The 22,313-nt window shown below is 35.6% G+C and carries 19 protein-coding genes and 1 pseudogene; 1 reads left to right on the forward strand and 19 read right to left on the reverse strand.

Annotated features, from left to right (window positions below; genetic code table 11):
* Nucleotides 1-498 precede the first annotated feature (498 nt).
* The 6 genes from pheT to dnaN all read right to left on the reverse strand — a co-directional run bounded on the left by pheT (nt 499) and on the right by dnaN (nt 6,806).
* Nucleotides 499-2,901, reverse strand: a complete 2,403-nt coding sequence (pheT, locus tag BOQ62_RS16560) for a phenylalanine--tRNA ligase subunit beta (RefSeq protein ID WP_129041215.1) — start codon at nt 2,899-2,901, stop codon at nt 499-501.
* Between the two features lie 205 nt (nt 2,902-3,106).
* Nucleotides 3,107-3,724, reverse strand: a complete 618-nt coding sequence (locus BOQ62_RS16565) for a DUF417 family protein (protein ID WP_129041217.1) — start codon at nt 3,722-3,724, stop codon at nt 3,107-3,109.
* Nucleotides 3,725-3,786: 62 nt separating this feature from the next.
* Nucleotides 3,787-4,617, reverse strand: a complete 831-nt coding sequence (locus tag BOQ62_RS16570; RefSeq protein WP_129041219.1) for an AraC family transcriptional regulator — start codon at nt 4,615-4,617, stop codon at nt 3,787-3,789.
* Between the two features lie 56 nt (nt 4,618-4,673).
* A complete protein-coding gene (locus BOQ62_RS24315; protein WP_410494214.1) occupies nt 4,674-4,898 on the reverse strand; it encodes a M23 family metallopeptidase in 225 nt (74 codons plus the stop codon).
* A complete protein-coding gene (locus tag BOQ62_RS24115; protein ID WP_317127387.1) occupies nt 4,870-5,508 on the reverse strand; it encodes a M23 family metallopeptidase in 639 nt (212 codons plus the stop codon). The genes BOQ62_RS24315 and BOQ62_RS24115 overlap by 29 nt, the downstream gene beginning before the upstream one ends.
* A 167-nt stretch (nt 5,509-5,675) precedes the next feature.
* Nucleotides 5,676-6,806, reverse strand: coding sequence for a DNA polymerase III subunit beta (dnaN, locus tag BOQ62_RS16580; protein WP_034699704.1), 1,131 nt, complete (start codon nt 6,804-6,806; stop codon nt 5,676-5,678).
* A 184-nt stretch (nt 6,807-6,990) separates the two neighbouring features.
* On the opposite strand from dnaN, the gene BOQ62_RS16585 reads away from it, so the two are divergent.
* Nucleotides 6,991-7,377 carry a diacylglycerol kinase family protein gene (locus tag BOQ62_RS16585; protein ID WP_129041221.1) on the forward strand — a complete coding sequence of 129 codons (387 nt, stop codon included), beginning with the start codon at nt 6,991-6,993 and terminating at the stop codon, nt 7,375-7,377.
* A 110-nt stretch (nt 7,378-7,487) separates the two neighbouring features.
* On the opposite strand, the gene BOQ62_RS16590 is transcribed toward BOQ62_RS16585, so the two are convergent.
* The 13 genes and pseudogenes from BOQ62_RS16590 to BOQ62_RS16645 all read right to left on the reverse strand — a co-directional run bounded on the left by BOQ62_RS16590 (nt 7,488) and on the right by BOQ62_RS16645 (nt 22,286).
* A complete protein-coding gene (locus tag BOQ62_RS16590) occupies nt 7,488-7,946 on the reverse strand; it encodes a GyrI-like domain-containing protein (protein WP_129041223.1) in 459 nt (152 codons plus the stop codon).
* A gap of 323 nt (nt 7,947-8,269) precedes the next feature.
* Entirely contained in the window at nt 8,270-8,602 is a 333-nt protein-coding gene (locus tag BOQ62_RS16595) for a gamma-glutamylcyclotransferase family protein (protein WP_129041225.1), read from the reverse strand.
* Complete coding sequence (locus tag BOQ62_RS16600) at nt 8,602-9,231, reverse strand: SGNH/GDSL hydrolase family protein (RefSeq protein WP_129041227.1); 630 nt, start codon at nt 9,229-9,231, stop codon at nt 8,602-8,604. The genes BOQ62_RS16595 and BOQ62_RS16600 overlap by 1 nt, the downstream gene beginning before the upstream one ends.
* Before the next feature lie 491 nt (nt 9,232-9,722).
* Nucleotides 9,723-10,139 (reverse strand): ribonuclease inhibitor, encoded by a 417-nt coding sequence (locus tag BOQ62_RS16605; protein ID WP_129041229.1) that lies wholly within the window; start codon nt 10,137-10,139, stop codon nt 9,723-9,725.
* A 60-nt stretch (nt 10,140-10,199) separates the two neighbouring features.
* Nucleotides 10,200-10,898 carry a DUF3667 domain-containing protein gene (locus BOQ62_RS16610; RefSeq protein WP_129041231.1) on the reverse strand — a complete coding sequence of 233 codons (699 nt, stop codon included), beginning with the start codon at nt 10,896-10,898 and terminating at the stop codon, nt 10,200-10,202.
* Between the two features lie 104 nt (nt 10,899-11,002).
* Nucleotides 11,003-14,698, reverse strand: coding sequence for a phosphoribosylformylglycinamidine synthase (locus BOQ62_RS16615; protein ID WP_129041233.1), 3,696 nt, complete (start codon nt 14,696-14,698; stop codon nt 11,003-11,005).
* A 275-nt stretch (nt 14,699-14,973) separates the two neighbouring features.
* Nucleotides 14,974-15,858: a WG repeat-containing protein gene (locus tag BOQ62_RS16620; protein ID WP_228414239.1), complete on the reverse strand. Its 885-nt coding sequence runs from the start codon at nt 15,856-15,858 to the stop codon at nt 14,974-14,976.
* 52 nt (nt 15,859-15,910) lie between these two features.
* On the reverse strand, nt 15,911-17,338 hold the full coding sequence (purB, locus tag BOQ62_RS16625) for an adenylosuccinate lyase (protein WP_034699682.1): 1,428 nt from the start codon (nt 17,336-17,338) through the stop codon (nt 15,911-15,913).
* 207 nt (nt 17,339-17,545) lie between these two features.
* A complete protein-coding gene (locus BOQ62_RS22560) occupies nt 17,546-17,686 on the reverse strand; it encodes a bacteriocin-like protein (RefSeq protein WP_156118435.1) in 141 nt (46 codons plus the stop codon).
* Nucleotides 17,687-18,151: 465 nt separating this feature from the next.
* A complete protein-coding gene (locus BOQ62_RS16630; protein ID WP_129041235.1) occupies nt 18,152-18,559 on the reverse strand; it encodes a hypothetical protein in 408 nt (135 codons plus the stop codon).
* A 134-nt stretch (nt 18,560-18,693) separates the two neighbouring features.
* Complete coding sequence (locus BOQ62_RS16635; protein ID WP_228414241.1) at nt 18,694-19,077, reverse strand: hypothetical protein; 384 nt, start codon at nt 19,075-19,077, stop codon at nt 18,694-18,696.
* Nucleotides 19,078-19,176: 99 nt separating this feature from the next.
* Nucleotides 19,177-21,503: pseudogene (bglX, locus tag BOQ62_RS16640) on the reverse strand (beta-glucosidase BglX).
* Between the two features lie 81 nt (nt 21,504-21,584).
* Nucleotides 21,585-22,286 carry a prolyl oligopeptidase family serine peptidase gene (locus tag BOQ62_RS16645; RefSeq protein ID WP_129041236.1) on the reverse strand — a complete coding sequence of 234 codons (702 nt, stop codon included), beginning with the start codon at nt 22,284-22,286 and terminating at the stop codon, nt 21,585-21,587.
* Nucleotides 22,287-22,313 lie beyond the last annotated feature (27 nt).

The raw sequence follows: 22,313 nt of genomic DNA on the forward strand, positions 1-22,313 counted from the left end.
CTTTGGCGCTTAATGATTCACCCTGTTTCTTGTGGATTAATTAATACTATAAAGTTAATTTACGTAATTCAAAAAACTTTATAATACAAACTAAAGGGCGCAAATTTCTTAATATGCAGCAGGTTTAAGGCGCAAAGATTTTATCTCCGATAAAATTTTTCGGTGTCTTTGTCATTCCGAGCAAAGCAAGGAATCTATACATTTATATGCTCTCGCAGATTAATGTTTCATGAAGTTTAGATTCTTAACGGAATGGATAAAGGCTGTGGATAGACTGTTTTTATACAAGATTTCCATTTTAACACTAATATTTTCACTAATATCACTAATGCGATTCAATAGGAACGGGCTATAATCCTAAGCTTAGTCGAAGGGAGCCCGCTTGTTTAAAATATAAACACACCAATGGCTTTAGCCCAAGTCTAACAACAACGCAATAAAACAAAAAACGGACTTAAAAAAGTCCGTTTCTATTATTTTGAAATATATTTTCAATTATTAAGATCTCAACTCAGCGTTGAATTCTTTCTGGAAAGCTTTGATCAAAGAATCCATTACTTCTGCAATCTCTTTTTCTTCCAGTGTTTTTTCTTCGTTTAGCAGTTCGAAGCTCATGGCATAAGACTTCTTACCTTCAGGAAGATTTTTACCTTCATATACATCGAATAGGTTAATATTCTTAATGAATGGAGATTTGTTTTTCTTAGCCGTCTGATATAAATCCTGGTAGTTTACCGTTTTATCAATCAGTAAAGCCAAATCTCTTCTGATTTTGTTGAATTTAGGAATATCTTTGAATTTCAATTCATTTTTAGAACGCAATTCCTGAGCGTATTCCAGTTCAATTTCTGCATAGAAACAATCCTGATCAATATCAAATTCTTTCAATAAAGCTGGAGCTACTTTTCCAATTCTAACGAGAGTTTTACCTTCTGCCTCATATGCCAATGCATCAGAGAATCTATCATCAGACAAAGCAACTTCTTTGTAATCTACAGCAAGTCTTTCCAATAAAACTTTCACATAAGCTTTAAGGTTATAGAAACTTACAGCAGATTTTGGCTGAAGCCAGTTTTCTGCAACATCTCTTCCAGAAACCAATAATGCAACCTGCTTTCTTTCTTCATATTTATCTTTTTTGTGATAAATTTTTCCTAATTCGAAGAACTTGATATCCTGATTCTTTCTGTTGATATTATATACTGTATTCTGAAGAAGTCCTTCTAATAAAGACTTTCTCATGAATGCCAAATCACCACTTAACGGGTTCAATAGTTTTACAGCATCAGTTTCATCTTTTACAGAAGTTAATGAGTTGTTCATTACTTCATTGAAGCCAATGCTCTGTAAAGTTCTTGCCCAACTATTTTCCAGTTCATCCTGATCGTTAGCACTTAACTTAACAGGGGTAAACGAAATCTTCTGTGGAGCATCAATCTTATTGTATCCGTAGATTCTTAAGATCTCTTCAATTACGTCAATTTCTCTTGTTACATCTGCTCTGTAAGCAGGAACTGAGATTTCGAAACCGTTAGGAATTTCATTTAAAACCTGAATTTCCAATGCTTTTAAGATCTCTTTTACTTTTTCTCTGTGAATTTTTGTTCCTAAAATCTGTTCAATTTTAGAGAATCTGATAATCACATAGTTATCTTCTATTTTCTTAGGATATTCTTCCAATAGCTCTCCTACCAACTTTCCTTCAGCAATTTCCTGAATCATTTTAATAGCATGAGTGATGGCTGTTCTTGTAAGATTGGGGTCTACTCCTCTTTCAAATCTGAAAGAAGCATCTGTGTTCAGGCTGTGCGCTTTAGCTCCTTTTCTCACGGCAATCGGGTTGAAGTAAGCACTTTCCAGGAATATTGTTTTAGTGGTTTCAGATACTCCTGAGTTCTCCCCACCAAATACTCCGGCAATACACATTGGTTTATCTTTACCATCTTTGATCATGATTTCAGAACCATTCAATGTTCTTTCAACACCATCTAAAGTCGTGAATTTTGTTCCCGGTTTTACCACTCCTACTTTCACTTTCTTATCTGCAATTTTATCAGCATCAAATGCGTGAAGCGGCTGTCCGTATCCGTGAAGAATATAGTTGGTAATATCTACAACGTTGTTAATCGGGCTTAATCCGATCGCTTTTAATCTGTCTTTTAACCAAGATGGTGATTCTGCTACTTTTACACCTTCAATAACCGCTCCGATATATCTTGGGCACAATTCTGCATCTTCAATTTCCAGTTTGAAATCATGAGTTCCCTCACTATTCAAAACTTCAGAAGCTACTTTATTAAATTGAGATTTCAATTGGTTTGTAGAAAGATAGGCGTGTAAATCTCTGGCAACACCATAGTGAGACATCGCATCTGTTCTGTTCGGTGTTAATCCGATTTCAAATACTTCATCGTTAGTCAGCTCAAAATAATCAGCAAAGTTTTTTCCCACTTCATATTTGGTTTCATCCAGCACCATGATTCCTCCGTGATCGTCACTAAGACCTAATTCATCTTCAGCACAGATCATTCCCTGAGAAACCTCACTTCTGATTTTTGCTTCTTTAATTTCAAAAAAGTTTCCGGTTTTGTCATAGATTTTTGTTCCGACAACAGCTACAGGAACGGTTTGCCCAGCCTCTACATTAGGAGCTCCGCAAACAATGTTCAACACTTTTCCGTTTCCTACGTCTACCGTTGTCTTCTTCAGTTTGTCAGCATTAGGATGTTTTTCGCAAGTTAAAACTTTACCTACAACGATTCCTTCCAGGCTGCCTTTTACACTTTCAAATTTATCTATCCCTTCAACCTCAAGACCTATATCTGTAAGGAATTCACCGATTCTTTCAGTTTTTGATTCCGTTTTTACAAAGTCTTTCAGCCAGTTGTTTGATATTTTCATTTGTTAATCTATCTACTTATTTAATTCGTCAGATGAGTCCTAAGATTTCACCTGCTCTATTTTGAAACTTTTATTTGAAATTCCACACTTATTCCGGTATGATTTTTCAAGCTACAAATGTCGTGTTTTTTTGAGAAACAGAGAAATTTAGAAGCCACTTTAAGATAATAAATTTTCGTTAATCTTATGCTTCTGGTTTGAAAATCTACTGATCGGATGGTCTCAGTACTTTCTTCAGGCTATCCGAAAATAATACGAGTCCTCCGGCCATCATAATAATATCTTTCAAGACAAGACGTCCTGCTCCGGACAGATACGGAAATCCATATTGAGGCGTTGGAGAATCTCCACCAAGATTTGGCACATATACTTCCGGAGTCGTGATCAGGAACGAGAGGGTAACCATTGACATTAAAAATGTTAAGGCACCTCCAACGGCTCCAATTTTAGGAAACCAGATTCCTAGCAACACCAAAAATCCGATAACTACAATCATTGTTCCCAGGCCGTAGGAAAATATATAAGTTCCGTTTTTTGTATGCCAGTCGATATTTTTCTGAATGACTTTCCCTTCTGGATTTTTATACACTGTATATTCTGCGACTAATTTTTTATCTTCGTTAAAGACCTTATTATTTGCATTTTTGTAAAAGAAACTCATCAATGGGCTGTTAGCAACAAAAGGAACGATTCCATCAGCTTCATAATGAAATGCTTTCAAGCCTCCAATCCAGGCCATAACGATGAAAATTGAAATTCTGAGAAAATTGAAAAAGTAAGTATCCCATTGTAATAGTTGGTGATAAAGTCTATTGTTTTTCATGTGATTTATTTTTACCAAAGGTATTCACATGCCTACAGCGCCAACATAGATATTTGAGGACATTACATGGACATTTTTGCCACTACTGAGATCCCTACGCTTTCTCTATACTTTTTCGGCGAACATCCTACCGATTTTTTGAAATACCTGCTGAAATAAAATTCGTCTTCAAATCCCAACTCTGCAGCAATCTCCTTTACAGATCTAAAGGTTAAATGCAGCAGCTTTTTAGATTCCAGAATAATTCTCTCGTTGATAAGCTGGGTAGGTGTTTTTGCAAATTCTTTCTTTACGGCCTTACTTAATGTATTATTGGTGATATTCAGTTTATCACTGTAAAATGACAGTTCTTTTTCATTTTTAAAATGGGATTCCAACAGTTTCTGAAATTCAGCTGCATTTTTATTGGAAAGCTTTTCATGAGAAACCACACTGTTTTCAATGCTGCTTTTTTGTTTGCTTCCAATGGCAAGAATAAGCTGAATATAGGTCTTTATAATAGATTCCGAAAACGGATGTTTCTCTGATTCTTCTTTTTGAATATGATTAAAAAGCTCAAGAATATAATTGAAACTCTCTTCTGACAGCTCAACCCCCGGATTCAGATAGATATTATTAAAAAGAAGCCCATTGCAAGCCACTTCCTCTTTATGATATTCTATACAGTAATAATCCCCATGAAACAAAAGCACATGAATATTTCCCTCCGATTCCGAAGCCAGTTTCATCTTTTGGCAAGGAGAAAGAAACAAAATATTGTGTCCGCTGTAAGAATAATTAATATCATCCACAGAGAAAACACCTGAACCTTTCCATAGAACCACACTGTAGTTTTCAGTTGTGAATTCTGCGGCAAAATCTGAGGTTGGGTAAGACTGGATTTTTATTTTCATGATTAAATTTTTTAAACACGAATTACTCTAATGATTCACAAATAACACGATCCCGTTTAATATTGTTTTGAATATGTTTTTTTCTCTGTCAGATATTCATTCTTGGTTCCGTCACCAGTTCTGAAAAGAGTTTTGAGAGTATTTTTTTGCTTTGGTTTTGAAGGGTCTGGAAGAAAGCATTGGAAGTGTAAATGAGGACCATTTGTCCACCCTGTATTGCCACTCAATCCTATTAAATCACCTTTTTTAACCTCATCTCCAATGTTTAACTTTAACTCCATCTTGTTTCAGGTGAAAATATTGCGCAATAGTTCCGTCTGAATGTAAAATTGAAATATAGTTCGCCTGATTAGCACAACTTGATGTAGGACATCCTGTATTATTATTCTGAACAGCATCAATCACTTTCCCTTCTCTTGCCGCTGTAATTTCTGTTCCTTCAGGCATTACGAAATCTAAAGAGTTTTCATTCTGGTGAGAAAATATTCCATTGTACCCCTGATAAACATTAAATGATTTCCCTTTTTGAAAAGGAAGATCATATTTATAATCTGCATCATAGGTCTTTATTGTTGCATCTCCAGCCAATGTATAATAAGCAGGCATTTTTTTGATTTTCCAACCTTTTTTATTATCATTGACAACAAAATAAGCAATTCTGTTTTTTGTTGATTTAGGAGGCAGCACTCTGATCATTTTAAATGCTTCCGGGCTCTTCAAATTTTCTGTTTCCGGTTGTTCTGAGAATGTTATTGAAATGGGGTAGATTTCAATATTATCAGCATAGTAAGTGATAATATCTTTCGTATGTTCATAATACATTTTTGCATTCTTCTGAGAGAAAGCCCATAGAGAACAGATAAGTGATCCGAGAGTTGTTATTTTTTTCATGTTTATTAATTTATTTTTTTTATTATTATACTTTTACCTTGAAGCAAAAGTATACAAAGTTCAAGACGGAATAAGTCGATTATACCCTATTTACAACTATGGATCAGATGGCAAGATTACAAAAAAGCCGGAAAATTCCGGCTTTTTATATTTGTATATATTAAATATTATAATCCGATAACCGGCATTGATAACATTAAGATATTTTCGTTTTCTTCAAGACCATCAAGAGGTTCAATAATTCCTGGTCTGTTAGGTTGAGACATTTTCATGGTGATATCGTCAGATCCTAAAATCGTCAGCATTTCCGTTAAGAATTTTGAGCTGAATCCGATATTGATATCTTCTCCATTGTAATCACAAGGAATCTGCATGTCTGCTTTGTTTGCATATTCAGTATCTTCTGCATGAAGGTGAAGAATATTTCCGGAAAGCTTGAATCTTACCTGGTTGGTAGATTTGTTAGACATAATAGATGCTCTTTTGATCGCTCCTAACAACAAGTTTCTATTGATTGTCAATACATTTGGATTTTCTTTTGGAATTACCGCTGTATAGTTCGGGTATTTCCCGTCAATCAGTCTACAGATCCAGATATGTTTACCAAAAGTAAATTTAGCCATATTCTCATTGAAGTCGATCGTAACGTCTTCATTGGAACTTGCCAGGATATTTTTGAAAATGTTAAGAGGTTTTTTAGGCATGATAAACTCCATTGGTTCAGCATTCATCAGGTCAGCTCTTTTGTATACCACCAATCTGTGGGAGTCTGTAGAAACGAAATTGGTTTCATTTTCTCCAAACTGGAAAAGAACTCCTGTCATTACCGGACGAAGGGAGTCGTTACTTGTAGCGAATAGTGTGTTTGTCAAAGCTTCAGACAAAACTCCTGCCGGCATCGTTACACTTTGTGAAGCATCGAATTCCGGTAATTCAGGATAGTCATCAGCATTGTCTAATGCTACTGCGAAATTATCTTTTTCATCTAAAATCTCAAGCTGGCTTCCAGTACCTTCGGCATTGTCTTTTACAACAAATGTCAGAGGCTGTTCACCATATGTCTTGATAAAATCCTGAAAAATTTTAGCAGGAACAGCAAATTTACCTGTATCATCAGACTTTACTTCCAGAGAAGTAACAAGAGTTGTCTCGCCGTCAGATGCTGTAATGGTAACATTATTTCCGTCTAATTCAAAAAGATAGTTTTCTAAAATCGGTCTCGATTGAGAGCTTGATATTACGCCACTTACAGTTTGCAACGCCTTCTGCAGTTCACCACTTGAAATAATAAATTTCATAGATTTATAAAATAAGTTTCTACAAATATAATAAATAGATACAATAAAGAAAAGAATAATATTGAGGAGTTTTTCACAAATATCCTTAATTTGTTTTGAGCCTTGACATTATGCTTTGATTTCTGCAAAGATTCATTTTTTTATCAATTACAAAAGCTATATTTGTGAAAAAAGTTTTCAAATCGTGCAAAAACCTCCTATCCATAAAAGTTTTCTCAATGCTTTCCGGGGTGTTTTGATGATGATAAAAACGGAAAGAAATTTCCAGATCGAGCTTCTGGCCTTCTTTGTCAATCTCTTTCTTATTTTTTATTTCAAATTAAATTATACCGATACCGCATTGGTTCTTATGGTTTCGTTTGCTGTTTTAAGTGCCGAAATTTTCAATACTGCTATTGAAAAGATCTGCGATATCATTCAACCGGATTTCGACAAAAGAATTGGCTTTATTAAAGATATTGCTGCAGGAGCTGTTGTGCTGACGGCCATAGCAGCAGTGATTGTCGGGATTCTGGTGTATGGGAAATATGTTGTAAGGTTTATGAAGACCATAAAACTCTTGTTTCTGTAGGCTCAGACCACCCCGTCAAAAATTCTTTGAATTTTCGCCACCCCTCCGAGGGAGGGGAATTTCACATCTTCAGTTCAAAGGTCTGTGAAAGCAGGAAATTTTTTCTCTTTTTATTTCACAGCGATGAAAATATCAATTTCCGCGTCTAAAGGATTTTGTGCTTTTTGCCCATAAACTTCAAAATCGGCTGTAAATATTCTTTCCAGATCCATGTTCCATATTTTGATCCATTCATTGATCACGAGATCTTTTGAAACATCTCCTTTTACTGTAAATTTCAGATAATCTCCGCCATCAAAAGAATATCCAACCATTCCTTCCGGAATATTGTCAAGGTTTTCCACCTCGCATCCGAGAACAGTCGTGTATGGTTTTGTATGGTCTTTTTCGTAGTCTGTGTAAATGGAATAAATGGTATTGTCAATTTTATTAGGAATTGAATTGAGAATATCTTCACTAATCATTTCCTCCCATAATACCGGGATATCTTTTCCTGCCTGTCCATTTTCATTGGTTGTTCTTACCGAGATACCTATGACCTTAAAAGGTTTTATTTTTACGTTATTCATTATTAATTTTTTATGATAGAGCAAAGATAAGGGGAGGTTGTGACAAGGGGTGTCAGGAGTTTTTTTAATCTTAGTAAAGCCCATGGATTTATTTTTATAAGATGAGTGGGCTTCCTTCGACTATGCTCTGGATTAGAGCCCACTGCTATTGAATTGAATTTCTGCGGCTATTTTCTTTTGGCTTAGCCTATTCCAATTTTCTCACTCTGTAGGAGTTTCAGTATGTTTTATAAACCAATTATTCCTCGCTCTGCCCGGAATGACAAAGAGACCATTGATGTTTTATCTGAGATAGTGAGATTGCTTCGCTTTGCTCGCAATGACTATTTCCCGACATAGATAAACCCATTTTTTCCGGATTTAAAAACGGTTTCGATTCTTTTGTAATCATCAACTTCATATTCATCTGCCTGAAGGATTTCAGCATCTGTTACTTCAAAAAGTACACCTTCTACCTGATCATCATCACTTCCTGAAAATTCCAGTACAGGATGGTATTTCTGGCCGCTTTTCCGAAGCACTTCAGGATCTGTAATTTCCAGCATACTTAATTTGTAGCCTGATAAAATGTCTTTTTCACCTTTTAAAAGACGTCCAAAGGTTTCCATTTGAACCTGCTCTTTTTGCAGCGTTCCGTAAGAAAATAAATTAGGCATTATAAATATTTTTCGATGATTGGTATTGCGATTTCGGCCATCATTCCATAGCCTTTTTCGTTGGGATGTACACCGTCTGTGGAAAGCAGGATTTCTTTGTCATCCAGGAAAGCAGAATAGAAATCAATATAGGTCAGTGAGTCATCAACTGCAACATCTTTCAAGATCTGATTGTAAACAACGACATCCTCATTGATTCTTTTCTTCCCGGAGCTTACCACTACTCCATCTATTTTTTGAGAGAAAGGAAGAATGCTTACAACGTAAATTTCATTAGAAAACTGTCTGGCATGTGCGACAGCTTCTTTGATATTATTTTTAAACTTTTCAGGATTTACGATTTGTTCTCCATCTTTTACAGCAAGATCATTGGCACCGTAACTTAGAAAAACGATATTTCCATCAGCGGAATTTCTTGCATTTAATTCGTGAGGAATTCTTTTTAATAGTCCTTCTGTAGTTTCTCCTCCTATTCCGAGATTGAACAGGATGAGTTCATCTCCGTTTCCTTCATGAAATTTTTGCAGGGCATATCTTTTCAGAATATCTACCCAACCGCCAAAGACTCCGTCATATTCCCCATAGGTAATGCTGTCACCGAAGAACAGCCCGTAAATAATTTTCTTCATTCAACTTTTATTGTTTCCTGTTTTGTTGAAGTAAAAGTATTAAGAAAAAACTGTTTAAGGGAAATAATTTTCCTCAATTTGTGTGATTTTTAACGCAAAAGACGCTAAGTGTTTATATTAGTTTTTATGCTTTTGTTCGCATGGGCGTTTCACTAAGCAATACACAAACTGATATCCTAACTGAACAAAGAGATTGGAACCATTAAGATTTTTGAAGGAGTAAAGAATTATTAAGGTAGTAGCGCAGCTATTAATAAGCAGCCTGCTTCATTCATCGTTGATGAATCTTAACTTTCCTTAAAAACTTTACTATTCTTAATGGTTAAATAATTTTTATATTTTTTTTGACGCAAAGGTTTTATTGTTATTATGTTGATTGCAGGAAGCAAAGAAGGAATCAACAAGTTGATTTGATGAAGCTCACTGAAAATGTCAACATTTAAAAATTTCCACTCATTACTCATTACTCATTACTCATTACTCATTACTCTTCATTCCAGCCTCAGTGTAATATTAATATGTGATTCTATAATTTCTACCAGGATATCAAAAAGCGTCTGTCCTTTTCCTTCTGTCAATTCATCTAGCTTTTGCTGAATTAATTCTATGTTGAAGGGTTTTCCCTGTCTGACTTTGTTTTCGTAGAATTCACGGGTAGTGGTAAAACCTAAATCTTCTTTTGACTTCTGCGATTCTTTCCAGATAATTTCAATTTCTTCTTTGTTTTCGAATACTCCAAAACCACCGTAAAGAATGTCATCAAAGCCATCCAGTGTTCCTATTTTCCATTCTGTATCTTTCATCAGCACGTTGGAAGCTTCTTCGTAGAAACCTCCTAAAGACGAAAAATGACCGCCATGGATAACGATCATTTTTCTTGTATTATTATTTGAAGTATTCAATTCCATTTTTAAACATTAGTGATCATTGTAAAACAGGATAGTGTTTGCTTACCAAAACATATTCTATTAAATAAGATGTATTAAATAAGCTAATAAAATCAAGCTATATTTATAGGTAACAATACCTAAAAATAGGCAAATTAAACTTTTGCCATAATTTAAAATATTTTTTTCTCCAAAAAACTGGCCAATTGCTCCCACAAAGTAAATTTGAAGTAATATCACACCAATCTTCGTAATTATTAGTAATCCCGTTAGTTTTGAGAGCAACAGGAAAAATAAAAGTACGATAAAGAACACTCCGAAAACATAAGATAATAATACAAATATTTCAAATATATTATAACCCTTTCTGTAAAAGAATATTTTGGTCCAAATAGCCATAAAAAAACCAATGATCAGGGCAGAATATCCAACATGAGAATCAATCCATTTATTGATAACTTCGGTATCAATATTATGCTCCCATTGTAATGTTCCGCTAAATCCGTTAATATTAAAGATGAGGACTTCAATATGAAATAAATGAATAATAAAAGTATAAATAACTGCTGCAAAGATGAGAAAAACGATTGGTTTTACATATTTCTCACGGTTTTCTCTAAGATATTCTCTTACTGCCTTTCCGGGACGCAGCAAAACTTCTTTAAAGGTAAAAGGAAAACCTTTGTCAAAATGCAAAAGGTGTTGAATCTCATGCGAAATATAATGTGCATCTATTCTTTTGATTTGTTTATCAGACTCAGAAGAATTTTCTTGGTTCATGGGTTAAAGTTTTATTTTTCTAATTACGCTGCAAAAATATAAACTTATTGATTACATATTAAAAAAAACCTCACAGACTTTGATGTCTGTGAGGTTGTTGTTTTTTATTTGAAGTATTCAACTCCATTCTTGAATATGTTGTGATAATTCGCGGTTGGTATATTTCTCATGAGACCTTCAGCAAATCGTTCCGGGTGCCCCATTCTTCCGTAGATCTTTCCACATGGGCTGGTAACTCCTTCGATTCCGAATAATGAGTTATTTGGGTTGAAAGGCATCCCGTGGGCAATGTTTCCATCAAGATCAATGTATTGAGTGGCGATTTGTCCGTTTTCATACAATTTCTTGATTTCTTCTTCTGAAGCCATGAAACGTCCTTCTCCGTGGGAAATCGGAATAGTGAAAGTTTGACCTTTCATTCCTTTTAACCAAGGGCTTTCGTCATTTACTACCTGTACCGTTACCATCTGAGAAATATGTCTTCTGATGGCGTTGTGAGCCAATGTTGGAGAGTTTTCATCCAGATCTTTGATTCTTCCATAAGGTAGCAATCCTGATTTCACAAGCGCCTGGAATCCGTTACAGATCCCGATGATCATCCCGTCTCTGTCTAATAATTCATGAACTGCATTTTTCATTTTCTCGTTTTTCAGAACGTTTACAATGAATTTTGCAGAACCATCCGGCTCATCCCCTGCAGAAAAACCTCCTGAGAATGCCAGAATCTGAGAAGTTCTGATCTCTTCTACCCATGCATCAATGCTTTCATCCAGTAACTGGTGATTGATATTGATTAAAGGTAAGCTGCTTACTACAGCTCCTTCTTTCTGGAATGCATTCAGTGTGTCATACTCACAGTTAGTTCCCGGGAATACCGGAGCAAAAACTTTCGGCTGTGCGATTCCGTGTTTTTTAATGATGATATTTCGTGGATGGATTGAGTTTGATTTTTCATCAATTTCAACCGTAATCTTTTCTTTTTCTACTGTTGGGAAAAGGTTCTCGAATGTATTGGTATTGGCAGCTACAAGGTCTGTGATGTTTGATTCAAGACCATTGATTTTTACAATACCTGAATCTTTCACTTCTCCGATCAACTGAAGAGCTGCTGAGCTTAATTCTTCTTTTGATTCAATGATTAAGCTACCGATATTTTTAGCTAATAAAGCATTTTCATCAGCGTTAATTTCAGCACCTAATCTGTTTCCGAAGCTCATTTTTGCTAAAGCTACTGCAAGACCTCCTTCTTTCACTGTTTTCACAGAAACAATTTTTCCTGCTTTGATGTTTTCAAAAATGAATTCAAAAACTTCTTTTAAAGCAGTATAGTTTGGTAGTCCGTTTTCCTGAGCAATATGATTGAAGAAATATAGTTTGTTTCCAGCATTTTTCAATTCAGGAGAGATGATATTTTCTTTATCTCCGTTAGCACATGCAAAAGAAATCAAGGTTGGCGGAACATTCAGATCCTGGTACGTTCCACTCATGGAATCTTTACCTCCGATGGCTGCAAGACCTAAATTGATCTGAGCATCATAAGCTCCTAAAAGGGAAGCCAAAGGTTTACCCCATTTTTCAGGATTTTGTCCTAATTTTTCGAAATACTCCTGGAAGCTTAGTCTGATATTTTTATAATCACCTCCCATCGCTACGATCTTCGCTACACTTTCTACTACAGCATAAGATGATCCTAACAGTGAGTTTTGTTTTGAGATTTCAGCATCGAATCCCCAGCTTGCCAAAGAAACAGTTTTAATATCTTTTGCTCCTAAAATTGGCAGTGTCTGCACACTTCCTTCCATTAGCGTCTGCTGATATTTCCCTCCCAAAGGCATAGCCACCGTAGTTGCACCAATTGAAGAGTCAAACATTTCCAATAGCCCTTTTTGGGAAGCTACGTTTTTATCTTTTAAGATGTTCAGGAAGTTTTCTGCTGTGAAAGCTTTTGTTTCTTCTTTTACTTCTTCAAGGTGAGTGATTTTCACTTCCTGAGATTTTGAACATCCGTTGGTATCTAAGAAAGCTCTTGAAAGGTCTACAATTTTGTCTCCTTTCCAGAACATCTGCATTCTTCCGGAATCTGTCACTTTTGCTACTTCTACGGCAACAATGTTTTCAGCTTCACAGAATTTGATGAATTTTTCTTTATCCTGAGGATCTACTACCACCGCCATTCTTTCCTGAGATTCGGAAATAGCCAGCTCGGTTCCATTTAATCCTTCATATTTTAAAGGTAATACATCAAGGTTTACTTCTAAAGAGTCTGCAATTTCACCAATCGCCACAGAAACTCCTCCTGCTCCGAAGTCGTTTGATTTTTTGATCAGCTTTGTTACTTCAGGATTTCTGAATAGTCTCTGGATTTTACGCTCTTCTACCGCATTTCCTTTCTGAACTTCAGAACTCATTGTGTGGATAGAAGTTTCGTCCTGTTCTTTTGAACTTCCGCTTGCTCCTCCTACTCCGTCACGACCTGTTGCTCCTCCTAAGATAATGATAGAGTCACCGTTTTCAGGCTTCTCACGTCTTACCCAGTCTACAGGAACAGCTCCGGTAACGAAACCTACTTCCATTCTCTTGGCTTTGTACCCTTCGTCATAGATTTCGGAAACCATTGTAGTGGCAAGACCGATCTGGTTACCGTAAGACGAATATCCGTTGGCAGCCTGTTTTGTAATGGTTTTCTGAGGTAATTTTCCTGGTAATGTTTTGTCAACAGATTCTAAAACGTCTGCAGCACCTGTTAATCTCATCGCCTGGAAAACAAAAGATCTTCCGGATAATGGGTCTCTGATAGCTCCTCCCAAACAAGTGGAAGCTCCACCGAAAGGTTCAATTTCTGTTGGGTGGTTGTGCGTTTCATTTTTGAATAATAAATACCAAGGCTCTTTTTTACCGTCGTATTCTGCTTCGATCTGGATGGTACATGCATTGATCTCGTCTGAGATAACAAGATTATCCAGGTTTCCTGTTTTATGGAAATATTTACCGCATACTGTTGCAAGATCCATTAAGGAAATTGGTTTCAGCTCACGGCCTAAGAATTTTCTTTTTTCTATATAATCATTGAAAATAGTTTCCAATGTGTGTTTGAACTGACCTTCAAACTGAATGTCTGACAACTGGGTTTCGAAAGTGGTATGACGACAGTGGTCGCTCCAATACGTGTCTAATACTTTTAATTCTGTTTCCGTAGGATTTCTTTCTTCAGTTTTGAAGTAATCCTGAATGAATTTCAAGTCGTCTAATCCTAGTGCAAAACCATGGTTGTTATAAAAACTTTCAAGTTCTGCATCATTGAAATTGATGAAGTTTTCGTGGATGATTACTTTTGATGGGATTTCATCTGCAGGAATATCAAGAATTGATAAGTCTTTTTCCTGAGATTCTACTTTGTTGATCAGAAGGTCTTTGATTTTAACCAGATCAGCTTCGGAAACTCCTTCAAATTCGATTAATTTTCCACTTCTTACTTTTGATTTTTCATTTTCAGTCAGTAAAGCGATACACTGTTGTGCAGAATCTGCTCTCTGATCATACTGACCTGGTAAAAATTCCATTCCGAAATGAATAGCTTTTGCAGGGTTTTCTGTATGTAAAATATCAGTAACAGGGTCTACGAAAGTGTTGTTCACTACTTTTTCAAATTCTCCGTCATTCAAGTTGAAAATATCATACAGATTGTATACTTTCACACTTTGAACTGCCGGAACAACCGCTTTTACTTCATCAAAAATTTTTGGACTTTCAACATCGAAAATTCCTCTTTTTTCTACGAAAATTCTTTTGTTATTAGACATTAGATGTCAGATTTTTAATATTAGATTTATTTTTCTTTTTTACTTTTTCTGAGTTAAAGTTTCTTTCTTTAAACCCATCTATATTGGAAATTTTTGAAAGAGATTTTCTCTCTAATCATTATTCCGTACAAATTTAAAGGAATAAGTCGTATTTTCTTCAAATTTGACCTATGCAATTTCCAAATTTATTTTATTTGTTTATAAATTTATTCGGATTGTCCTTATGTTCTTTCTGAAAGTCTTCTGCATTTTTTATTTCTTCTTTCAGCCAGTTTTCAAAGGCACTTTTTTTCATTAAAATCTTCAATGGCATAAAATGTTTTACCATTTTCTGAAACCAGAAATTTGAAACGATAAAGCATATCCAAATCCTTTTTCTTCCAATCATAAGTATTCACCTGATAGTAGGGAAAGTTTTCTTTTGGTCTTTCTACAATTTCAAAAAACAGGTTCTTTTCTTTTTCAGACAGTTTATTGTAAAAATTTACATAATAAAGATCTGCAAGCTTTTTCTTCTGTTTTTCAAAGAACTGAAGGATATTTTTCTCTTTTTCATTGTATTGAAATGGATTCGGGTAGTATTTCCCATCTATTTCAACATCCTGTTCTGTTGGTTTTGCCAATGGCTGAACAGTTTGTCCTTTGACATTCACCACACCCCATTTTCCTCCTACAATTGCTCTGTGTTCATCATTGGTCTTTTCCCAATCGCAACCATCGCAAAATGCAGCGTAACCGTAATTAAAAGGTGATACAAAATCATGCTCAGCTTCAATAACAATTTTGCCATTGCGGTCTGCAAATCCTACTTTACCATTTTTCACCAATCTTCTCAGTCCTTCAGAGAAATAATCTGCTCCATTGTCATAAAGGAAAGGCTGGTACAGAAAATTGCCTTTTCTGTCGTACACATATCCCCATGCATTTTTCTCTGGTTTTTCACCTTCTTTACTACCATCAAAAAGAATGGTTTCTCCTTCTACAGGATCTCCATCTTTTAGAAATGAAAAGATTTTGAACTGTGCAGGAACAATTATTTTTCCTCCTTTATCTTTTACTCCAACTAAAGAATCTTTGGATTTAAAATAATGCAAATCTTCTTTACTCTGAGAAAAAGAAATGATTGGTGTTAATAGAATGGTTAATAGTAGTTTTTTCATAGTAATTTGGAGTGGGAAATAAAATATGCAGCCCAAAAGACTGCATATTGTTTTATACTTTAAGATCAGCTTCCAATCCTATTAAGTCTTTGTTTTGGTCTATAATCGGCTGTACTTCATTTTTGATGAATTCCTCCGTCTGGATCGGCGCGAAACCAATAAAGTTTTTAGGATCTAAAACTTCTTTCAGTTTTGATTTGTCTAGTTTTAAAGAATCATCGTTTAAGATTCTTTCGATAAGGTCATTTTCTTTTCCTTCTTCTTTCACTTTTTTGGAAGCTTCCATAGAGTGAACTCTTATTACCTCATGGATTTCCTGACGGTCACCACCAGCTTTTACTTCTTCCATGATGATATATTCTGTCGCCATGAAAGGAAGTTCTTCCATAATATGTTTGTTGATTCTGTTTGGATAAACAACGATTCCGTTCATGATGTTATTCCAGATTAATAGAATAGCATCAACAGCTAAAAATGCCTGAGGAATTGTTAATCTTTTGTTGGCAGAGTCATCCAAAGTTCTTTCAAACCATTGTGTAGAAGCTACCATTGCAGAACTTGTTGTCAAAGACATTACATATTTTGCTAATGCCCCGATTCTTTCGCTTCTCATTGGGTTACGTTTGTATGCCATTGCCGATGATCCGATCTGGTTTTTCTCGAATGGTTCTTCAATTTCCTTAAGGTTTTGAAGTAAACGTAAATCGTTTGTGAATTTGTGTGCAGATTGTGCAATATTTCCTAATAAAGCGACAACTTTAGCATCAATTTTTCTATCATAAGTTTGTCCGGAAACTCCGAACACTTTTTCGAAACCGAATCTTTTTGAAAGTTCTTTATCTAAGTGTTTTACTTTAGAATAATCACCGTTGAAAAGCTCAAGGAAGCTGGCAGCAGTTCCTGTAGTTCCTTTTACTCCTCTGAAACGTAGTGTTTCAAGGAAGAAATCCAATTCTTCGATGTCAAGAACCAAACTCTGTAACCAAAGTGTAGCTCTTTTCCCAACCGTTGTCAACTGAGCTGGCTGGAAGTGTGTGAATCCTAAAGTCGGAAGGTCTTTATACTGAATTGCAAAATCCGAAAGATTTTTCATCACGTTCACCAACTTTTTCTTTAAGATTAAAAGTCCGTCACGGATTTGAATTAAGTCTGTATTGTCTCCTACAAAAGCCGAAGTAGCTCCCAGGTGGATAATTCCTTTTGCTGAAGGCGCCACATCACCATAAGCATGAACGTGAGCCATTACATCATGACGGAATTTTTTTTCGTACTCTGCAGCTTTTACGTAATCGATATTTTCAGCATTCGCTTTTAACTCAGCGATCTGCTCGTCTGTAATTTCAAGTCCAAGGTCTTTTTCGATTTCAGCAAGAGCTATCCAAAGCTTTCTCCAATTCTGGAATTTGTTATTGTGTGAGAAGTTAAATAACATTTCTTCACTGGAGTAGCGCTCTTCCAATGGATTTTTGTAGGAATTCATTCGTTCTTTTACTTTTTAGATGTACAAAAATACGGTTTTTCAGTGAGAGATGAAAATCCTGTTCTGATGATTTTCATTCATGATTTATACTTATACTTTTGTATTAAAACAAAAGTATTCAAAAGTTCAAGACGGGAATTATCCCTAACATAAAACAGGCTGCCTCATTTCTGAGACAGCCTGTTTACATTATTTTCATGAATCAAATTAATCAATAAGTCCGCATGATGATCCTACAGGGATACATTTTTTTACAAATGAACACCAGAAGTATCCTGGCAGACACATCGGGATACCTCCCTGAACGGTTTTCAATTCTCTTTTTGAAAGTTTTCTTAGATTTTTCATAGTAACATTTTTTTGTTTTTTTCCTACTCTAAATGCTTTTCGGATTGCGCTTTAATTTAGTAACACCAATATACAAATTTTTCGGATATAAAAACATAAACTACTCATTTTACACAATTTACACCCAAATACCCATCTACTAACAGTATTTATACTTTTGCCTTGAAGCAAAAGTATACAAAAGTTCAAGACGGGAATCATCCGCTAAAAATTTGAATGGACTCCTAAAATTTCCAAACTCGCATGAATCATTTGGCTCTTCTTCGGTTCTAAATTTCACTCATGCTCAGACAGTGGAAATTTTTTAACGGATTCCATGCAAATTTTCTTAACGCTCCTAATTCCTAAGTCGATAGTTTACAACAAAGTATTCAATTATATTTTTTTATCTATTATTCAATAAACTATACATCCAGCTATAAAAAAACCACTCTCCCGAGTGGCTCTCTATTTTTAAATTTGATCTTATTGATAAATTACTTCATCATTTTTCTTGATCTGATAGCTTTTTTTGTAAGGAGTTAAAACATAACTGTCTTTCACATGAGTTCCGCTTTTCCAGATTTTCTGTTTCCCCTGTTTATCCAGAATAATACTTTTTGCCGCTCCATCCGGAATAAACACTTCAGCTTTTGTCATGCTTTTATTGAAAATCACAGCGGTTGTAGAAGTATAACTTTTATCTGTACCGACTTCCTTAAGTTTAATCTTCTGATTGAAAGTTTTTATACAATTATTTTTAAGCTGCGAGTAAGTATACCCTGCTGAACCAATGCAACCATGAACATCTCTATCACCTCCTAAAACAGGAGATTTTTGAGCAAAAATACACGTACCAAGGAGCATTACACTGAATAAAATAGTTTTTTTCATAGTTTAAATTTTTGTTTTCTGATGGGTTAAAGATATCACAAAAATGTGACATCAATTAATTTCTCTCCAAGTTACAAAAAAACCACTCTTGCGAGTGGTTTTTTGTTTCCTGAAATGATCTTACTGATAGATCACTACATTATCTTTTTTAAGCTGATATCCGCTTTTTTTGTAAGGAACCAATACATAACCATCCTTTTCCATGCCTTGGCTTTACCTCCGGCTCTGGTTAGAATGATACTTCCTGATTCGGCATCTTTAACGAAAACCTCAGCTTTTTTCATGTCTTTGCTGAAGATTACTGCAGCTATTGAAGTATAACTTTCTTTCGGTGCTACTTCTGTTAACTTGATCTTTTGTTCAAAAGTTCTTACACAGTCCTTTTTAATTTGGGAATAGGTATACCCTGCTGAACCAATACAACCATGTGCATCTCTATCTCCACCTACAACACGTGTTTGTTGTGCAAATACTAATGAACCCAGGAACATTGCGCTAAGGAAAATTGTTTTTTTCATATTGATTTTTTTATATAATAATAATAATTACCGAGTTATTATTAAAAATCATGCCAAATAAACCGTAACACACCTTCCTGTGAATAAAATTCTTTTTTATTACTTAGTCCAATTAACCTTTGAATGCTTCACATCAGCAGAGCTGGTACCAATCATAATTTCAAACTCTCCTGATTCCCAGTCATATTTCAAATCCCCGTTGTAGAATTTAAGATTTTCAGGGGTGATATCAAAAGTAACTTTTTTAGATTCTCCTTTTTTCAAAAATACTTTCTGGAAACCTTTCAATTCTTTTACCGGTCTTGTAATGCTTCCTACCATATCTCTGATATACAACTGAACTACTTCTGCTCCGTCATAATTACCATTATTCGTCACTGTAACAGATGCCTGAACAGTCTGATTTCCTTTTGGATTGGCATTAGATACCACAATGTCAGAATACCCGAATTTTGTATAGCTTAAACCAAATCCAAACGGATACAATGGTGTATTACACTCATCCATATAGTTGGAACGGAATCTTTGATATTCACATTTATCAGTCAGTTCCTGACTTAATGGACGACCTGTATTTTTAGCATTATAGTAAATTGGAACCTGTCCAAGGCTTCTTGGGAAAGTCATCGGAAGTTTTCCTGATGGATTTACTTTTCCGAAAAGAACATCTGCAATAGCATTTCCAGCTTCTGAACCTGCAAACCACGCATTAAGAATAGCGTCCGGTGTATCTTTTACATTCGTTAGAGCTAATGGACGGCCTGTGAAAAGAACGACAGCAATTGGCTTACCGGTTTTCTTTAATTCATTTAAAAGATCAACCTGAGACTGAGGAATGGTAATCTCTGTTCTTGAAGACGATTCACCGCTCATTTCTGCAGATTCTCCGATTGCCAGAACAATAACGTCTGCTTTATTGGCAACATCTACAGCTTCTTTCAACAATTCTTCTTTAGAACGATTATCTCTATCTGTTTTTTGCCGTGAGCAGCATAGATGTCTTCTAATTTAGCATCATAATCAATATTGGCACCTTTAGCAGAAAGGAATTTCACTTCTTTACCATAGTTAGCCTGAAGACCCTGCATCAGGTTTACTGCTTTATCATGTTTTGCAGCAACACTCCAGGTTCCGGCCATGTTTAATGAATTGTTCACCAATGGTCCGATCACAGCAACGGTTCCTGATTTTTTCAAAGGAAGTACCTGGTTTTCATTTTTCATCAAAACCATTGACTGAGCTGCAGCACTTCTTGCTACATTTCTGTTTTCCATATTGAAAACTTCTTTTGCCGCCAGTTTTGCATCTCCGTATTTGTATGGATCAGTGAATAATCCTAAGTCATATTTTGCTTCAAGGATTCTTTTGGCTGCCAGATCTATTTCAGCCTGTGTTACTTTTCCTTCAGATAAAGATTTTTTTAATGTGGTTAAAAATCCTTCTCCTACCATATCCATATCCACACCTGCTTTCAAAGCCAATGCAGAAACCTGCTGAAGATCTCCCATACCATGGTCAACCATTTCATTGATCCCTGTGTAATCAGTTACTACAAAACCTTTAAAGTTCCATTTGTTTCTTAGAACTTCGGTTTGAAGCCATCTGTTTCCGGTTGCAGGAACGCCATCCACTTCATTGAAAGAGGCCATTACAGAAGCTACACCTGCATCAACAGCTGCTTTGTAAGGTGGGAAATATTCGTTGAACATTCTCACATGGCTCATATCAACTGTATTGTAATCTCTTCCGGCTTCACCGGCTCCGTATAATGCAAAGTGCTTTACACAAGCTAAAATGGTATTTCCAACAGATAAATCTTTGCCTTGATATCCATACACCATATTCTTCGCAATTTCACTTCCTAGATACGGATCTTCACCGGAGCCTTCGGAAACCCTTCCCCATCTTGGTTCGCGGGAAATGTCTACCATTGGAGAGAACGTCCAGTTGATCCCGTCTGAAGATGCTTCTTTAGCAGCAACTCTTGCTGACTGCTGCACCAGATTCATATCCCATGAAGCGGCTAAACCTAGTGGAATCGGGAATGTTGTTTCATAACCGTGGATAACATCCATCCCGAAAATCAAAGGAATTTTCAGACGACTGTTTTCCACCGCTACTTTTTGAACGGCTCTGATTTTTTCAGCTCCTTTTATATTAAATAGTCCGCCTACTAAACCTTGTTCTACTTTTTTACCGATATCTGAACTTTTAGCCAGACCTGTGGTAAAATCACCTGAACTTGGTAAGTTAAGCTGACCGATCTTTTCATCCAATGTCATTTTAGATAAAAGATTGTCTACGAAAGCTTTCTTTTTAGCCTGATACTGGGCCGTCTGATAAGACTGAACGGGCTTGTCTACCATTTCCTGTGCAGAAAACACAGGAGCCAATGCTAAAGTGGCAATTACAATTAACTTTTTCATAAATCTATCTTCTTAAATTATTGTTTTTATATTTTTTAGTTTTAATTCGATCGGTTTATCTTTCAATCATTATGCGTCTGACTATTTTCCTTTCTTTTTTGATAACATCCATTCATAGAACTGCGGATTTGAGTAGGCAGAATCCCATGAGTTATGATTGTCATTCGGGAAAATTACTAATTCTGCAGTTGGGTTTACAGGGTGCAGCTTTTGGTAAAAATTAAAAGCATTGGCAGGCAGAACAATATCATCCATTCCGCCATGAAATATTTTCATATTCAAATCTTTAAATTGCTCAATATTTGCTGTCATAACCTGATCTGTAGGTGCACAAACTGAAGCTACTGCTGCAAACATTTCCGGATGTTCCATTGCCAGTTTCAATGTTCCCCATCCTCCCATAGAAAGTCCTGTAAGATAAATACGGGAAGCATCAATTTTATATTTTTTCTGAATTTCCTGGATCAGATTATATATAGTAACGGTATCCCACCACATTCCTTCCGGACATTGCGGAGCAAGAATAGCCACGGGTTCTTTGATCAGATTTTTATAGGTAAACGGACTATGTGCCTTTACAAGATCAAGATTGGTTCCGCGCTCTCCTGAACCGTGGAGAAAAACAATCAGAGGAACATTTTCTTTTGTATTCTGGGGATAATCCAGAATATAAGACATCTTTTCCTGTCTCTTAATTTCTTTATTCAGTTCTGCTTTTATTTCCTGAGCATTGAGGCTTAAAGAAAATGGCAGAAGTAAAAGGGGAATATGTTTTAATTTCATGCTGCTATTTAGGTTTTGGCTAAAGCC

The sequence above is a fragment of the Chryseobacterium sp. CH21 genome (genome assembly GCF_004119445.1).
Classification (GTDB): domain Bacteria; phylum Bacteroidota; class Bacteroidia; order Flavobacteriales; family Weeksellaceae; genus Chryseobacterium.

Bases quoted from the DNA above. Each gene is read 5' to 3' on its own strand.
- pheT (WP_129041215.1), bottom strand. From the start codon at position 2,901: ATGAAAATATCAAACAACTGGCTGAAAGACTTTGTAAAAACGGAATCA.
- BOQ62_RS16630 (WP_129041235.1), bottom strand. From the start codon at position 18,559: ATGAAAAAAACTATTTTATTCAGTGTAATGCTCCTTGGTACGTGTATT.
- BOQ62_RS16595 (WP_129041225.1), bottom strand. From the start codon at position 8,602: ATGCCTAATTTATTTTCTTACGGAACGCTGCAAAAAGAGCAGGTTCAA.
- BOQ62_RS16615 (WP_129041233.1), bottom strand. From the start codon at position 14,698: ATGTCTAATAACAAAAGAATTTTCGTAGAAAAAAGAGGAATTTTCGAT.
- BOQ62_RS24115 (WP_317127387.1), bottom strand. From the start codon at position 5,508: ATGAAAAAAATAACAACTCTCGGATCACTTATCTGTTCTCTATGGGCT.
- BOQ62_RS16565 (WP_129041217.1), bottom strand. From the start codon at position 3,724: ATGAAAAACAATAGACTTTATCACCAACTATTACAATGGGATACTTAC.
- BOQ62_RS16570 (WP_129041219.1), bottom strand. From the start codon at position 4,617: ATGAAAATAAAAATCCAGTCTTACCCAACCTCAGATTTTGCCGCAGAA.
- BOQ62_RS16605 (WP_129041229.1), bottom strand. From the start codon at position 10,139: ATGGAATTGAATACTTCAAATAATAATACAAGAAAAATGATCGTTATC.
- BOQ62_RS16635 (WP_228414241.1), bottom strand. From the start codon at position 19,077: ATGAAAAAAACAATTTTCCTTAGCGCAATGTTCCTGGGTTCATTAGTA.
- BOQ62_RS22560 (WP_156118435.1), bottom strand. From the start codon at position 17,686: ATGAAAAATCTAAGAAAACTTTCAAAAAGAGAATTGAAAACCGTTCAG.
- BOQ62_RS16590 (WP_129041223.1), bottom strand. From the start codon at position 7,946: ATGAATAACGTAAAAATAAAACCTTTTAAGGTCATAGGTATCTCGGTA.
- BOQ62_RS16610 (WP_129041231.1), bottom strand. From the start codon at position 10,898: ATGAACCAAGAAAATTCTTCTGAGTCTGATAAACAAATCAAAAGAATA.
- BOQ62_RS16620 (WP_228414239.1), bottom strand. From the start codon at position 15,858: ATGAAAAAACTACTATTAACCATTCTATTAACACCAATCATTTCTTTT.
- BOQ62_RS16600 (WP_129041227.1), bottom strand. From the start codon at position 9,231: ATGAAGAAAATTATTTACGGGCTGTTCTTCGGTGACAGCATTACCTAT.
- BOQ62_RS16645 (WP_129041236.1), bottom strand. From the start codon at position 22,286: ATGAAATTAAAACATATTCCCCTTTTACTTCTGCCATTTTCTTTAAGC.
- purB (WP_034699682.1), bottom strand. From the start codon at position 17,338: ATGAATTCCTACAAAAATCCATTGGAAGAGCGCTACTCCAGTGAAGAA.
- dnaN (WP_034699704.1), bottom strand. From the start codon at position 6,806: ATGAAATTTATTATTTCAAGTGGTGAACTGCAGAAGGCGTTGCAAACT.
- BOQ62_RS24315 (WP_410494214.1), bottom strand. From the start codon at position 4,898: ATGGAGTTAAAGTTAAACATTGGAGATGAGGTTAAAAAAGGTGATTTA.